This is a genomic window from Streptomyces radicis, assembly GCF_003626575.1.
In the GTDB taxonomy this organism is placed as follows: Bacteria; Actinomycetota; Actinomycetes; order Streptomycetales; family Streptomycetaceae; genus Streptomyces; species Streptomyces radicis.
On the sequence record NZ_RBDY01000023.1, the window covers coordinates 14,630 to 28,509 of the forward strand.

Below are 13,880 nucleotides of genomic sequence, written 5' to 3' on the forward strand. Positions count from 1 at the left end.
GGGCCCACCGGACCCCCGCCACGAACGACACCGCCCGCCGACGACCTTGAGCCCGCCGACGGCCGGGAGGGGGCCCGCCTCAGGTGTCGTGCTGGCTTCCCGCGGGGGAGAACGTGCTGCGGGGGCGTGGCAGGCCGTAGTGGTCGCGCAGGGTCGTGCCCGTGTACGCGGTGCGGAACAGGCCGCGTCGGCGCAGGATCGGGACCACGTGGTCGGCGAACAGGTCGAAGCCGCCGGTCAGCCACGGGGGCATGACGTTGAAGCCGTCCGCCGCGCCGTTCTCGAACCACTCCTGGATCTGGTCGGCGACCTGCTCGGGCGTGCCGGTGACCACGCGGTGGCCTCGGGCGCCCGCGAGCTTGTGCAACAGCTGCCGCACGGTGGGCTGTTCGCGTTCGACGATGCCGAGGATGACATGGAAGCGGCTGCCGTTGCCGCGCTCGCCCTCCCGCTCGACCAGCTCGAGCGGTACCGGGCCGTCCAACTGCTCCTGGGTGAGGTCGAGTCCGAGGACGCGCCGCAGCATCGCCAGGCTGTACTCGGGCTGCGTCAGCTCGTTGAACTCGTCGTGCAGCGCCCTCGCCTCGGCCTCGGTCGAGCCGATGAACGGGCTGATGCCCGGCAGGATCAGCACCTGGTCGGGGTCGCGGCCCGCGGCGGCGACCCGCTTCTTGAGGTCGGCGTAGAAGTCCTGCCCGTCGGCGAGGGTCTGGTGCGCGGTGAACACCGCCTCCGCGTACCGGGCGGCGAACCCCCGCCCGTCCTCGGACGAGCCCGCCTGCACATAGACGGGCCTGCCCTGCGGTGAACGAGGCAGGTTCAACGGGCCATGCACCGAGAGATGGCGCCCGGTGTGCTCGATCGGGTGGATCAGATCGGTGTCGGCGAAGAGCCCCGAGGCCTGGTCCGCCACCAGCGCCTCGTCCTCCCAGCTGTCCCAGAGGCGGGTCACCACCTCCAGGAACTCCCGCGCGCGGTCGTACCGTTCGGCGTGCACCGGGTGGGCGTCGAGGCCGAAGTTGCGGGCGGCCTGCGGGGCGCCTGTCGTGACGATGTTCCAGCCCGCGCGGCCATGGCTGATGTGGTCGAGGGACGCGAGGAGCCGGGCCAGGTTGTAGGGCTCGCTGTAGGTGGTGGAGGCGGTGGCGATCAACCCGATGCGGGACGTGGCGGTGGCCAGCGCCGAGAGCCAGGTCAGGGGTTCGAGGCGGAACCGGCTCGCGTAGCGCACGTTGTCGGCGAGCGCGGGCCCGTCGGCGAAGAAGACGCCGTCGAACGTCACCTGCTCGGCCCTGACGGCCAGGTCACGGTAGTAGTCGATGTCGAGCAGCCGCTCGGGCGCGGACCCGCGGTAGCGCCAGGCGGCCTCGTGGTGGCCGCCCGGGTAGATGAAGAGGTTCAGCCGGAGCTGCCGGCGGCTCATCGTTCTTCCCCCTCGGTGGCGCGCCTCTCGGTGGCGCGGTCGTCGGTCGCCAGCGCCAACTCGCCGGTGTCCACACCGAGCAGCGTCAGCAGCCGGTCGCGCAGGTCCGCGTAGGCGGGGCTGCCAGGGGTGCGGGGCGTGGGCAGGTCGACGGGCAGGTCGGCGGCGATCCTGCCGTCCTCGAGCACCGCGACCCGGTCGGCGAGCGCGATGGCCTCGTCCACGTCGTGGGTGACCAGCAGCACCGCGGGCCTGTGCCGCTCGCACAGCCGCCGCAGCAGCGCGTGCATCCGCAGCCGGGTCAGCGCGTCGAGGGCGCCGAACGGCTCGTCCGCCAGCAGGAGTTCGGGGTCGCGGACCAACGAGCGGGCCAGCGCGACGCGTTGCTGCTCGCCGCCCGACAGCTCGACGGGCCAGGCGCGTTCGCGGCCCGCGAGGCCCACCTCGTCGAGCGCGGTCCTGCCGCGCTCCCGCGCGTCGGGCCCGGTGAGCCCCAGGATCACATTGTCGAGAACGCGCTTCCAGGGCAGCAGCCTGGCGTCCTGGAAGACGACGGAGACCTTGCCGGGGGCGTTCAGCCGCTCGAACGACGTGACCTCGTGGTCGATGCCCGCGAGCACGCGCAGCAGGGTGCTCTTGCCCGAGCCGCTGCGGCCGATCAGCGCCACGAACTCGCCGGGGGCGATGGTCAGATCGAGCCCGTCCAGGACCCGGCGCTCGCCGAACGCCCTGACCAGGCCGCCGAGGGTCAGTCCGCCAGCGTGCGTCGCCATGACAACGCCCTCCTCTGCACGAGCCGCACGAGTCCGTCCGACGCAAGACCGAGCAGCCCGTAGACCACCAGGCCCACGATGATCACATCGGTCTGTCCGTAGGTGCGGGCCAGCTCCATCATGTAGCCGATGCCGTCGGTGGCGTTGACCTGCTCGACCACGACGAGCGAGAGCCACGCGGAGGTCACCGCGAAGCGCAGGCCGAGCAGGAAGCCGGGCAGCGCGCCGGGCAGCACCACGTGCCGCAGGAACGCCGTGCGGCTCAGCCGCACGGTCTCGGCCAGCTCGACATAGCGGCTGTCGATGGTGCGCAGGCCGTTGTGCGTGTGGATGTAGATGGGCACGAGCACGCCGAGCGCGATGGTGATGACCTTCATCGACTCGCCGATCCCGAACCACAGGATGAGCAGCGGGATCAGCGCGAGCGACGGGATGGACCGCTTGATCTGCACGGGCCCGTCGATGACGCCCTCGCCGATCCGGCTCAGCCCGGCGAGCACGGCCAGCACGAGGCCGACGGCGATGCCGAACGCCAGCCCGAGCAGGGCGCGTTGGGCGGAGGCCCACAGGTCGTCCTGGAGGCGGCCCCGCTCGATCAGGTCCTGGGCGGTGGTCACCACCTGCCAGGGCGCCGACAGGTTGCGCTCGTCGATCCAGCCGGTGGCCGAGCCGATCGACCAGACGGCGAGCAGCAGCAGCGGGCCGATGGCCCACGAGAACGGGATGGGGCGGCCTGGGCCGAGCCGCCGCCTCGCGCGCGGCGGCGACCCGGCGTTCCCGGGCGGCGGTGGTGCGGTCTCCTTCCCCGGCGTCGAGGTGGCCGAGTCCGCCGTGGTCGTCATGACGCGCCTCCCAACGCGTCGGCGGCGACCGACTCGAAGCGCCGGTCGTACAACTCCTCCGCGTCGAACGGCTCGTTGCCGGTCTCCTCGGCGAGCAGGTCGATGGTCTGCTGGTGGCGTTCGATGGCATCGGACCAGTCGGCGGGCAGGTCGGAGCGCCCGGCCTGCTCGACCAGGTACTCGCCGTCGTCGCGCGACAGCCCCTGGTCCTCGATGTACCAGCCCTCGATCCACTCATCGGGGTGCTCGTCCACCCAGACCTCGGCGAGCGCCCACAGCTCGATGAACTCCCGTATGGCGGCCGCCTTCTCGGGGTCCTCGACGGCGGTGGCCGGCACCCACAGATGGGTGGGGTCGTCCCGCAGCCCATGGGCGATGGTGGTGGCGCCCTCGGAGCCGTAACGGTCGGTGTAGCGGCGGATGTTGACCCCGGCGATGGGCGCGGCGTCCACCTGCCCGCTGCCGAGCGCGGTGGGGTAGACGTCGCCGGTGCTCGGCATCTCGACCAGCTCGACGTCCTCCGGGGTCAGCCCGGCCTCCTGGAGGACGCGCAGCACCAGGGTGCCCTGGGCCTGGCCCGGGCTGAACGCGATGCGCTTGCCGCGCAGGTCCTCCAGGGTCTCGATGTCCGCGCCGGGGGCGACGCCGATCTCGTACAGCGGGTTGGCGATCGGGTCCTCGCGGAAGACCGCGGCCACCAGCCGGGTGTCGAGGTCCGTCCAACGGGCGTGGATCGCGGGGATCTCGGCCGCGGAGCACACGTCGAGCGACCCGGCGCGGAACGCCTCCGAGCACTCGGGGCCGCCGCTGAGGTTGGCCCACTCGACGCGGAAGGGCAGCTCGTCGACGAGCCCCGAGAGCTTGAGCGCCACCTCGCTCTCGGGGGCGCCGATGGTCAGGGTCGTGTCGGGATCCACGTCCTCGGGGATCGGCACATCGGCCAACTCGGCGGCGCTCGCGGACGCTTCGTCGTCTTCGGCGCAGCTGGCCAGGGCGGGGAGGAGCGCGAGGGCGAGAAGCGCGGCGCCGAGGCGGCTCCGGATATTTCTGGGCATGCTTCATCCCTGGAGGAAAATGGGGTGGGAAGTCTTGGGAAAGCGGGGTGGGAAAGCGGGGAGGGAAACGCTGCGGGTAAAGGGGCGGGGCAAGGGAGAAAGGCGCAGGGGAAAACACCCGGCGCGCGGCAGGGGAGGGTGGGGGCGGGGAAAGGGGGATCAGCGACAGATCGCGGTGGCGACGCGCATGTGGTCCACGGCGCGGCGCCGGGTGAACCGCAGCAGTCTTCGCATAAGGGGAACGTAGCGACGGCCCGGAGGCGGGGTCAAGAATCGCGGCGCTCGGTGTGCGGCGCCGGGCAATATCCCCGCAATGCCGCGTCATGCTCCGACGGCCTACCTGCCAGGTCATCCAGGGAATGCGACCACATGCGAACACCATATGAATTCGCATGCCATTCCAGCATGCGAAACGGCGCGGCGCCCTCGGGGGCCGCGCCCGGCGGCCCGCCGCCCTCCGCCGCCGTTCCGGAACGCGCAGCGGGCTTGGGGGTGGGGGTGGTGGGGAAGACGATGGCGATGAGTGCCGCAGGGGCGTTGCCACGGGTGAATAACGCGGCTTATCTTCCTCTCTGGCCTGAATGACAGGACCTCAGGGAAGGCAGCTCAACCATGGCCCCCGCATTGGGCGTTCAGCTCTACACGGTCCGTGAGGCGCTTGCCGCCGACCGGGACGCGACCCTCCGCCGCATCGCCGACATCGGCTTCAGCTACGTCGAGCCCTTCGACCCCACCGACGATCCCGAGGGCTTCCGCCGCGTCGTCGACGACCTGGGGCTGCGCGTCATCTCCCCGCACGCCCGCGTCCTGCTCGACGCGGAGGACCCCGGCCCGATCCTGGACGCGGTCGCCACCCTGGGCGCCGACCGCGTCATCATCCCCGCGGGCATCCCCGCCGAGGACTTCACCACCGAGGACGGCATCGAACGCGCCGTCGACCGGCTCAACATCGTCAACCAGGACGTCCAACGGCACGGCCTCAGCCTCGGATACCACAATCACTGGTGGGAGTTCGAGCCCGTCTTCGAGGGGCGGCACGCCATCGAGCTGCTCGCCGACGGGCTCGCGCCCGACGTCTTCCTCGAGGTCGACACCTACTGGGCCGCGCTCGGCGGCGCCGATGTCCCCGCGCTGCTCGGGCGGTTGGGGCTGCGCACCGAGCTCCTGCACGTCAAGGACGGGCCGTTGACCGACAGCGACGCGCCCCATGTGGCGGTGGGCGAGGGCGTGATGCCGACCCGCGAGATCCTGGCCGCGGCCGTCGCCGCGACGCCGCCGCAGGCCCCGCCGGTGATCCCCGTCATCGAGCTGGACTCGTGCGCCACCGACCTGTTCGACGCGCTCGCGGCCAGCCACGCGCATGTCTCGGGGCTGGTGGCCGCATGAGTACCGCCCCCACGACGCCCCCCGCCCCCGCCACCGGCACCGGCTCGGGCCCCGTCGGCGTCGCCGTCGTCGGCGCGGGCGTGATCAGCGGCGAATACCTGCGCACGCTCGGCGCGTTCCCCGACGTCCGGGTCATCGGCGTCGCCGACCTCGACACCGCGCGCGCCACCGCGGCGGCGGCCGAGCACGGCGTTCCCGTGGCGGGCGACCTGGACACGGTGCTCGCGGTCCCCGAGGTGGAGATCGTCGTCAACCTCACCGTGCCCGCCGCCCACGCCGACGTGGCCATCGCCGCGCTGCGCGCGGGCAAGCACGTCTACGGCGAGAAGCCGCTCGCCACCACCACGGAGGACGGCGGGCGGATCCTCGCCGAGGCGGCCGGACGCGGCCTGCTGGTGGGCAGCGCGCCCGACACGTTCCTCGGCGCCGGGCTCCAGTCCGCGCTGCGGGCGATACGCGCCGGGCACATCGGCACCCCGATAGCCGCGGCCACCGCGGTGCAGAGCCTGGGCCCCGAGGGCTGGCACCCGGACCCGGCGTTCTTCTACCAGCCGGGCGCGGGACCGCTGTTCGACATCGGCCCCTACTATGTGACGTCCCTGGTCGCCCTGTTGGGGCCCATCGCGCGCGTCGCGGCCACGGCGGCCCAAGCCCGCGCGACCCGGACCACGGGCTCGGGGCCCAAGGCGGGCCAGACGTTCCCCGTCGACGTGCCGACGCATGTGAGCGCGCTCATCGAATTCGCCTCGGGGCCGCGCGCCACGTCCGTCTTCAGCTTCGACTCCGCCGTGCCGCGCATCCAGTTCGAGGTGATCGGCAGCGAGGGGACGCTGGGCGTCCCCGACCCCAACACCTTCCGCGGCCCGCTGCTGCTGCGCGGCAACGCCGACGCCGACTGGCGCGAATTCCCCGTCTCCGGATCGACGGTGGGCCGGGGCCTCGGCGTCCTCGAGATGGCCCGCGCGCTGCGCACGGGTCAGCCCCACCGCGCGTCGGGCGCGTTGGGGCTGCACGTCCTGGGGGTGATGGCGGCGATCGCGGCCTCGGGCGAACGCGGTGCGTTCGAGGAGGTCGCCACCCCGGCGCCCGGCGGCGCGGCGTTCACGGCCCCGGAGCCCCTCCCCGACGACTGGGACCCCCACGCGGCCGAGCTGACGCGCTGACGCGCTGATGCGCTGGCCGCGCCCCCACCCGCGAGAGGTCCGGCTCCCGGGCGGCGTCCGCTCGGTGCCGACCTCCGGCGTTCACCCGGCCGCCGTCGTGTCCGCCGGAGGCCCCCGCCGAACGCCGTGCGGACGGCGGGAGTTCACTCGTGGGGCGGCGTGCAGCGGTGCTCCGCCTGGCAGTAGTAGCCGCGGCCCTTGCAGTGCCAGCAGCGGTGGGGCGCGGCCACGCCCGCCGCCCTGCCGGTCGAAGGGACATACAGCGTCTCGCGGAACTCGACCCGCTGCCCCGTGCACGCCTGGCACTGCCGGTGCGGTCCCGGGCAGTCGTCACCGGTCACAGCCATCGTCGTCCTCCCGGATTCTCCCCTGATCCACCCGGACCCCCCGCCCCGACCCCACCGTAGACCCTCGGCGGGGCCGACGCCGGGGGAACGCCAACGTGCGGCGCGCGAGGGCGGGTTGGGCCCGCGTTGGGTCAGGTCAGCCCGACCATCCCGACCACGAGCGGCATGCCGAGGATGATCAGCAGGCAGCCGAGGACGTCGAAGGAGAAGCCGGAGCGGATCATCGTGGTGATGGGGACGACGCCCGAGCCGTACGCGATGGCGTTCTGCGGCGTCGAGACCGGCAGCATGAAGCCGAACGACGCCGCGAACGTCGCCGCCATCGCCGGGACCATCGGATCGACGTCGGCCGCCGCCGCGATCGGGATGATGATGGGCACCACGACCGCGGCCGACGCCGTGTTGCTCGTGGTCTCCGAGACGACGATCGCCAGGATCGCCGAGAACGCCGTGAGCGCGAACAGGCTGGAGAGGCCGAGCGCGTCGTTGGCCTCCGTGCCGATCGTCTCCGCCAGGCCCGTCGAGGCGAGCAGCGACCCGAAGATGATGCCCGTGCCGAACAGCAGGATCGTGCCCCAGTCGATCTTGGCGGCGTCGCTCCAGTTGAGCGTGGTCTCCCTGCGGGCCCAGTTCGTCGGCAGCAGGAAGAGCAGCGACGCGCCGAGCGCCGCCACGATGCCCTCGTCGAGGCGCGCGCCGACCGTCTCGTACACCGACGACTCCGTCCCGGCGACCAGGCCCACGATGCCCGGGGTGATCCACAGGACGACGGTGACGAAGAACGCGATCAGCGTGTTCCACTCGGCGCGCGAGAGCGACCCCAACTCCGCCCGCTGCCGCGCCACATACTCCTCGATGCCGTCGATGCGGCGGATCTCCGGGCGGTTGAGCAGGAGCAGCACGAGCGCGAGCACGACGAACATCAGCGCGCAGATCGGCAACGCCATGCCCACCCACTGGGCGAACGAGATCCGCTCGCCCGTCGCCTCCTCGATCAGGCCGCGCCCGATCAGGTTCGGCGGCGAGCCCACCGGGGTCAACAGGCCGCCCACGGACGCCCCGTAGGCGAGCATCAGCACGAGCGCCGCGCCCACCCGCAGCCGCGTCGGGTCGAAGTCCTCGGCGACCAGGCCGCGGTCCTGCATCAGCTTGGCTATGACCGTGAGTATGCCGAGCGCCGTGGGCAGCAGCATCGCGACGGTCGCGGTGTTGGAGACGAACGCCGAGAGCAGGCACGTGATCGCGCCGAACGCCACGATCACCCGCGCCGTCGACCGCCCCACGCCGGGCAGCGACAGGATGCGGAACGCGAAACGCCGCGCCAGGCCGTGCTTGAGCATCGCCTGGGCGAGGATGAACGCCCCGATAAAGGTGAAGATCGTCGACGAGCCGAACGGCGCGAGCGCCTCGTCGGGCCCCACCACCCCGAAGAGCACCACCGCCCCGACCCCGATCAGGCCACCCACCGGGATCGGCACCGGCTCGGTCACCCACAGCACCACCACGCCGAGCAGGATCCCGGCCAGCGTCTGCTGCGTGGCCGCCATGTCGAGGGGCAGCGCGAGGAAGACGAGCGCCACCAGCGGGGCCAGCCACAGCCCGGTCGTTCTGCGGCCCTTCTCGAAACGCTCCTCCGCTGGGGAGAGCCGTTGCTCGCCGAGGCTGCGATAGGTCGCGTGCCCAAGGAGCGCCTTCTCCACGTCCGTCCGGGTCCCTGGCCTGCTCTCGCTGGTTGTCACGGATCCACCTCCGGGTCGGGCTGCCCGCTCCTTCGCGGGCTCGGCCTGCATCCGACGAAGTTGGACCGTGCGGGCGCGAATGTACAGACGTCGCGCACGAAAAGATCGCCGAGGACGTGTCAGGGTCCGATTGTTCGCGACTTTTCCGTTTGCGCCCCCCGGGGCCGGGCACGCGATCCTCGTGCTTCGGACAGCAGGCACACCCGCGGGAGCGGCCTCGAGCCCCCCGGCGTGTGCGGCTTCCGTCCATGTGCTCCCGCGGCGGGACGACATCCGCGAAGAAGGGAGCCGACCGATGCCCGCCACCCCTGTGAAGAGGTCAGGCCGCAAGCATCCGCACCACGACGCGCCCGACACCAGGGCGGCGTTCCTGCGCCTTGCCGAGATGCCGACGGGCCGCGAGAAGAACGCGCTGCGCGAGCGGGTCGTCCGGGCCTGGATGCCGATGGCCACCCGGCTCGCCCGGCAGTACCGCAACCGCGGCGAGAGCCTGGAGGACCTGGAGCAGGTGGCCTACCTCGGCCTGGTCAAGGCCGTCACCCGCTACGACCCGTCGCTCGGCACCGCGTTCGAGAGCTACGCCGTGCCCACCATCGTCGGCGAGATCAAGCGCCACTTCCGCGACCACCTGTGGGGCATGCACGTGCCGCGCCGCGTGCAGGAGCTGCGCAACCGGGTGCGCGTCGCCCGCAACGAGCTGAGCACCACCCCGGACGGCCGCGGCCCGGGCGTCGAGGAGATCGCCGAGCGCGCGAACATGACGCCCAAGGAGGCCAAGGACGGCCTCGAAGCCCTCAACAGCTACACCGTTCTCTCCCTGGACGCCGAGCTGTCGGGCACCCAGGACGGGGGCTACTCGCTGCTCGACACCCTCGGCCGCACCGAGCCGGGGTACGACCGCGTCGTGGACCGCGAGGCCGTCCGCACCCGGCTGCGCCAGCTTCCCGAACGCGAACAGCAGATCCTCTACCTGCGCTTCTTCCGCGGCATGACGCAGAGCGGCATCGCCGAGCGGATCGGCATCTCCCAGATGCATGTCTCCCGCCTGCTCACCCGCACGTGCTCGCGCCTTCGGCAAGAGGTGGAGGCGGGCGGTGCAGGATGACGAGATGCGCGGGATGCCCCCGAAACGCGAGCGGAACGAGACCCCGCCCGAGCGCGACGACCGCAACTTCCAGGAGCTGCTGCAAGAGCTGCGGGTGACGCAGACGGGCGTGCAGGTGCTGTTCGCCTTCCTGTTGACCCTGGCGTTCACCGAGCGCTTCGAGGACGTCGACGGGGCCCAGAAGGCCATATACATCACCACGCTCGTGCTCGCGATGATCGCCACCGTGATGTTCACGGCCCCCGCGGCGCTGCACCGCGCGCTGTTCCGGCGCGGCGCCAAGCGGGAGATCGTCGATGTGTCGTCGCGCCTGGCCACGATCGGCCTCGGCTTCCTCGGCCTGGCCCTCACCGGCGCCCTGACCCTCGTGGTGGACGTGGTGCTGGGCCGCGGGCCCGCGATCGTGGCGGGCGTCGGCGCGTTCGCCCTCACCTGCCTGGTGTGGGGCGGGCTGCCCCATGTGGTCAGGAGGCACGCAGCGCGAGCGCGACATGACGAGACATCCGCTCCGCCGCGCTCGCCTCGGCCAGCTCGAAGGCCGGGCGGCCGCCGACCCGGAGCAACGTGAGCACCCCGAGCACCGCCCCCGACGGCAGCGCCAGCGGCACGCACAGGAGCGACGACGCCTCGGTGAGCGCGAGCAGCGGAACGCCGTCCTCGGCCTCGCCCAGCGCGTACGGGTCCTCGGGGCGCACGCGCAGGGCCTGGCCGCCCGCCCTGGCCGCCTCGCCGATCAGCGGCGCCTCGGCCGGGTCGCGGGCGGCGATCGCGGCGGCGTGCTCGGCCCCTGGGCCCTCGTCGGGGGCCAGCACGGCGACGCGGCGCAGCGGGCCGCCGCCGGGCGCGGCGCGGTCGGCGAGCACCCAGTCCGCGAACCTGCCGTGCAGCAGGCGCGCCGCGCGAAGGAGCGGGGAGTCGGGGGCGTTCCCCTCGTCGAGCAGCGTGGCGGCCATGTCGTCGAGCAGGTCCATCAGCGCCACATGGCTGCTGACCTCGCCGGGATCGGGCCCAGGACGCGGCGGAGCCTCGGGCTCGTCCGCCGACCCGATGTGCCCTGGCCCGCCCGCGGGCTGGCACACGGCGAGCACCGAGGTGCGCCGGTGCCCAGGGGGCCGCACGGCGGTCAGCGTCACCCAAAGCCGCACCGGGCCCTGGTCACCCCCCGCTATGCCGCGCATCAGTTCGACGGAGAGGCTGCGACTGCCCTCGTGCCGGGCCACCGCGGCCACCTGTCCACGGAACGCGGCCCGCTCCTCGTGGGCGAGCGACGCGGTGATCGAGCGGCCCGCGGCGTAGCCCGCGCGCAGGCCGAACAGCTGACTGGCGGCGAAGTTGAGGCGGCTGACCACGCCGTCCCGGTCAAGCAGCAGGACCGGGAGGGGCAGCCGCTGGAAGACCGCGCGAAGCACCTGCTGCTCCCTCTGGTCGGCGGGCCCCGCCGCCCGCCGCGCGCTCGCGGCCAGCTGCTCGTAGCGCGGCCACAGCACGTCGGAGACGTACTGGAGCTCGAAGAGGGCGGCGTCCAGGTTGGCCGTGCGGATGCCCCCCGGCAGGGCACGGGTGGCGCGCAACTCGGCCACGCGATTGCGGAATTCGGTGAGCTCCGCGCCAAAATCGTCCGCCTCGGCCATGGGGGAACTCTATGGGGCGCCCGATCGGCTCATCGCACTGGTGGCCGTTTTGGTGAAAATCTCTGCGGGCAGGCGATCCTCATGTCGAACGCCACGCTCGAACAGCCCGTGGATGTATCGGCCCGCTCGCTGGTCAGGCTCGCCGAGGAGGCCGCCCTGTGCGCGCCGGGCACGTGCGGCGCGGCGGCCACCCTCGGCGGGGGCGACGAGCCGCCCTTCGAGACCTCGACCGCGGTGACCCACCCCGACCTCGCCCCGCTGCTCGACGTGCAGGCCGAGGCGGGCGAAGGACCCGTGCCCACCGCGATGCGCACCGGCGAGCCCGCGGGCGCCGACGACCTGCTGGCCGAACGGCGCTGGCCCGCGTACCGCGCGCTGGCGCTCGAACGGGGCGTGCGTTCCAGCGTCACGCTCCCCTTCCGCCACCACGAGCTGACCGTGACCGTCACGCTGTGTGGCTTCCGCCCCGGGCTGATGGACGCGAGGACCCGGATCGTGGCCACCCTGATCGGCGACCTCGCCACCCGCACGATCGCGCGCGACCGCGCCTACGAACGCGCCCTCACCGAGGTGGACCAGCTGGACACCGCCCTGCGCTCCCGCCCCGTCATCGACCAGGCGTGCGGCATCCTCATGCACGTTCTCGGCTGCGACGCCGACGCCGCGTTCGACCTGCTGCGCCGGCAGTCGCAGCGCACCAACAGCAGGCTCGCCGACCTGGCCGAGCGCGTGGTGGCCACCAAGGGCGCGGGCCTGAAGGCGGCGCTCGCCCGCTGATCCCGGCCGCGGCACCTGGCCGCATCACAAGGCCGCATCACACGTGCCGCATCACTCGGCCGTCCGGGGGTACTCGCCGTTCCCCACCCTGTCCGAATCGAGAAGGTCCCAAGCGAAAGGTGCGAACCCATGAGCCGGACCCGGATCGTGATCGTCGGAGCGGGCTTCGCCGGGTACCAGGCCGCGCGCACGCTCTCCCGCAGGCTGAGGAAGAACGCGGAGATCGTGCTCCTCAACCCCACCGACTACTTCCTGTACCTGCCGCTGCTCCCGCAGGTCGCCGCGGGGATCCTGGAGCCGCGCCGCGTCACCGTCTCGCTGACCGGCACGCTGCCGCACGTCCGGCTGGTGCTGGGCGAGGCGAGCGACGTCGACCTCGAAGGGCGCCGCGTGCGCTACACCGACCCCGAGGGCCGGGAGGCCGACATCGGGTACGACTCGCTGATCCTGTCCGTCGGCTCGGTCAGCAGGCTGCTGCCCATCCCCGGCGTGGCCGAGCACGCGCGTGGCTTCCGCGGCCTGCCCGAGGCGCTGTACCTGCGGGACCACATCGTCCGGCAGCTCGAGCTGGCCTCCTACGCGGAGGACGAGGAGGAGCGCAGGGCGCGTTCGACGTTCGTCGTGGTCGGCGCGGGCTACACCGGAACCGAGGTCGCCGCGCACGGCAAGATCTTCGCGGACACGCTCGCGCGCCGCACCCGCAGGGCCGGTGGCCACCCGGTCGAGCCGCGCTGGATGCTGCTCGACGTGGCGCCCCGGGTCCTGCCCGAGCTGGACGAACGCCTCTCCCGCACCGCCGACCGCGTCCTGCGGGCGCGCGGCGTCGACGTGCGCACGGAGCTCTCGGTCAAGGAAGCCACCCACGGCGGGGTGGTCCTCCAGAACGGCGAGGCCGTCCCGACCCGCTGCCTCATCTGGTGCGTGGGCGTGCGCCCCGACCCGCTGGTGTCGGACGTCGGGCTGCCCACGGAGCGCGGCCGCCTCGTCGTCGACCCGTATCTCAACGTGCCGGGCCACCCCGAGGTGTTCGCGTGCGGCGACGCCGCCGCGGTGCCCGATGTGACGCAGCCGGGGCAGTTCACGGCGATGACCGCGCAGCACGCCTGGCGGCAGGGCAGGACGGTCGCCCGCAACGTCGCCGCCCACCTGGGCGTGGCCGAACGCCGCCCCTACGAGCACCACGACCGCGGCTTCGCCGTCGACCTCGGCGGGATCCAGGGCGCGGCCAACCCGTTCCACATCCCGCTCTCGGGCCCGCTCGCGGGCGCGGTGACCCGCGGCTACCACCTGATGTCGATGCCCGCGAACCGCGTCAGGGTCGCCACCGACTGGCTGCTCGAGGCCGTCCAGCCCCGGCAGGCCGTGCAGTTGGGCATGGTCCGCTCGGGCTCGGTCCCGCTGGACACGGCGTCGCCCGAGCTGGCGCGTACGCCGGGCTGAGGCGCCGGCGTACATCACCGCACGCCCGCGCACGCCCGTATGGGGGCGGCGTCGGCGGGTAAGCGCAGGGCAAGGAGAGCCCCGCCGCCCGCCCGTCGCTTCCCGGAAGAGGGGCGGGCGGGCGCGGGAAAGGGCCCGGCCGCCACGGCCGGGCCCGTTCTCCTGTCCCTCAGGTCCTCAGGTCCTCAGGTCTCAGGTC

At 72.9% G+C, this 13,880-nt stretch carries 13 protein-coding genes; 6 read left to right on the top strand and 7 right to left on the bottom strand.

The genetic code is table 11. The annotated features are described in order from the left end of the window. Nucleotides 1-79: 79 nt before the first annotated feature. The 4 genes from D7318_RS23680 to D7318_RS23695 are packed head-to-tail and all read right to left on the bottom strand — an operon-like array spanning nt 80 to nt 4,093. Nucleotides 80-1,423, bottom strand: coding sequence for an LLM class flavin-dependent oxidoreductase (locus D7318_RS23680; protein WP_120699214.1), 1,344 nt, complete (start codon nt 1,421-1,423; stop codon nt 80-82). Then, nucleotides 1,420-2,196 carry an ABC transporter ATP-binding protein gene (locus tag D7318_RS23685; protein ID WP_120699215.1) on the bottom strand — a complete coding sequence of 259 codons (777 nt, stop codon included), beginning with the start codon at nt 2,194-2,196 and terminating at the stop codon, nt 1,420-1,422. The genes D7318_RS23680 and D7318_RS23685 overlap by 4 nt, the downstream gene beginning before the upstream one ends. After that, nucleotides 2,172-3,038, bottom strand: a complete 867-nt coding sequence (locus D7318_RS23690; RefSeq protein ID WP_120699216.1) for an ABC transporter permease — start codon at nt 3,036-3,038, stop codon at nt 2,172-2,174. The genes D7318_RS23685 and D7318_RS23690 overlap by 25 nt, the downstream gene beginning before the upstream one ends. Then, entirely contained in the window at nt 3,035-4,093 is a 1,059-nt protein-coding gene (locus tag D7318_RS23695; RefSeq protein ID WP_120699217.1) for a PhnD/SsuA/transferrin family substrate-binding protein, read from the bottom strand. Before D7318_RS23695 ends, D7318_RS23690 begins: the two co-directional genes overlap by 4 nt. A gap of 612 nt (nt 4,094-4,705) precedes the next feature. Between D7318_RS23695 and D7318_RS23700 the strand changes: the two genes are divergently transcribed. Both D7318_RS23700 and D7318_RS23705 read left to right on the top strand, forming a co-directional pair. After that, entirely contained in the window at nt 4,706-5,479 is a 774-nt protein-coding gene (locus D7318_RS23700) for a sugar phosphate isomerase/epimerase family protein (protein ID WP_120699218.1), read from the top strand. Further along, nucleotides 5,476-6,642 (top strand): Gfo/Idh/MocA family protein, encoded by a 1,167-nt coding sequence (locus tag D7318_RS23705; RefSeq protein WP_120699219.1) that lies wholly within the window; start codon nt 5,476-5,478, stop codon nt 6,640-6,642. Before D7318_RS23700 ends, D7318_RS23705 begins: the two co-directional genes overlap by 4 nt. A gap of 143 nt (nt 6,643-6,785) precedes the next feature. On the opposite strand, the gene D7318_RS23710 is transcribed toward D7318_RS23705, so the two are convergent. After that, the gene (locus tag D7318_RS23710; RefSeq protein ID WP_147437789.1) at nt 6,786-6,989 is read right to left on the bottom strand and encodes a hypothetical protein; all 204 of its coding nucleotides are present in this window, start codon (nt 6,987-6,989) and stop codon (nt 6,786-6,788) included. 131 nt (nt 6,990-7,120) lie between these two features. Next, nucleotides 7,121-8,728: an SLC13 family permease gene (locus D7318_RS23715; RefSeq protein WP_230424013.1), complete on the bottom strand. Its 1,608-nt coding sequence runs from the start codon at nt 8,726-8,728 to the stop codon at nt 7,121-7,123. Between the two features lie 295 nt (nt 8,729-9,023). On the opposite strand from D7318_RS23715, the gene D7318_RS23720 reads away from it, so the two are divergent. Then, nucleotides 9,024-9,833, top strand: coding sequence for a SigB/SigF/SigG family RNA polymerase sigma factor (locus tag D7318_RS23720; protein ID WP_120699222.1), 810 nt, complete (start codon nt 9,024-9,026; stop codon nt 9,831-9,833). Between the two features lie 4 nt (nt 9,834-9,837). Further along, nucleotides 9,838-10,401, top strand: a complete 564-nt coding sequence (locus D7318_RS23725; RefSeq protein WP_220729778.1) for a DUF6328 family protein — start codon at nt 9,838-9,840, stop codon at nt 10,399-10,401. Here the strand turns inward: D7318_RS23725 and D7318_RS23730 are convergent. Beyond that, nucleotides 10,298-11,464, bottom strand: a complete 1,167-nt coding sequence (locus tag D7318_RS23730) for a PAS domain-containing protein (RefSeq protein WP_120699223.1) — start codon at nt 11,462-11,464, stop codon at nt 10,298-10,300. The genes D7318_RS23725 and D7318_RS23730 overlap by 104 nt on opposite strands. An 81-nt stretch (nt 11,465-11,545) precedes the next feature. On the opposite strand from D7318_RS23730, the gene D7318_RS23735 reads away from it, so the two are divergent. Further along, complete coding sequence (locus D7318_RS23735) at nt 11,546-12,241, top strand: ANTAR domain-containing response regulator (RefSeq protein WP_120699224.1); 696 nt, start codon at nt 11,546-11,548, stop codon at nt 12,239-12,241. A 129-nt stretch (nt 12,242-12,370) separates the two neighbouring features. After that, entirely contained in the window at nt 12,371-13,681 is a 1,311-nt protein-coding gene (locus D7318_RS23740) for an NAD(P)/FAD-dependent oxidoreductase (RefSeq protein WP_120699225.1), read from the top strand. Nucleotides 13,682-13,880 lie beyond the last annotated feature (199 nt).

Coding starts and splice junctions, on each gene's coding strand:
- D7318_RS23680 (WP_120699214.1), bottom strand. CDS start 1,423: ATGAGCCGCCGGCAGCTCCGGCTGAACCTCTTCATCTACCCGGGCGGC.
- D7318_RS23685 (WP_120699215.1), bottom strand. CDS start 2,196: ATGGCGACGCACGCTGGCGGACTGACCCTCGGCGGCCTGGTCAGGGCG.
- D7318_RS23690 (WP_120699216.1), bottom strand. CDS start 3,038: ATGACGACCACGGCGGACTCGGCCACCTCGACGCCGGGGAAGGAGACC.
- D7318_RS23695 (WP_120699217.1), bottom strand. CDS start 4,093: ATGCCCAGAAATATCCGGAGCCGCCTCGGCGCCGCGCTTCTCGCCCTC.
- D7318_RS23700 (WP_120699218.1), top strand. CDS start 4,706: ATGGCCCCCGCATTGGGCGTTCAGCTCTACACGGTCCGTGAGGCGCTT.
- D7318_RS23705 (WP_120699219.1), top strand. CDS start 5,476: ATGAGTACCGCCCCCACGACGCCCCCCGCCCCCGCCACCGGCACCGGC.
- D7318_RS23710 (WP_147437789.1), bottom strand. CDS start 6,989: ATGGCTGTGACCGGTGACGACTGCCCGGGACCGCACCGGCAGTGCCAG.
- D7318_RS23720 (WP_120699222.1), top strand. CDS start 9,024: ATGCCCGCCACCCCTGTGAAGAGGTCAGGCCGCAAGCATCCGCACCAC.
- D7318_RS23725 (WP_220729778.1), top strand. CDS start 9,838: ATGCGCGGGATGCCCCCGAAACGCGAGCGGAACGAGACCCCGCCCGAG.
- D7318_RS23730 (WP_120699223.1), bottom strand. CDS start 11,464: ATGGCCGAGGCGGACGATTTTGGCGCGGAGCTCACCGAATTCCGCAAT.
- D7318_RS23735 (WP_120699224.1), top strand. CDS start 11,546: ATGTCGAACGCCACGCTCGAACAGCCCGTGGATGTATCGGCCCGCTCG.
- D7318_RS23740 (WP_120699225.1), top strand. CDS start 12,371: ATGAGCCGGACCCGGATCGTGATCGTCGGAGCGGGCTTCGCCGGGTAC.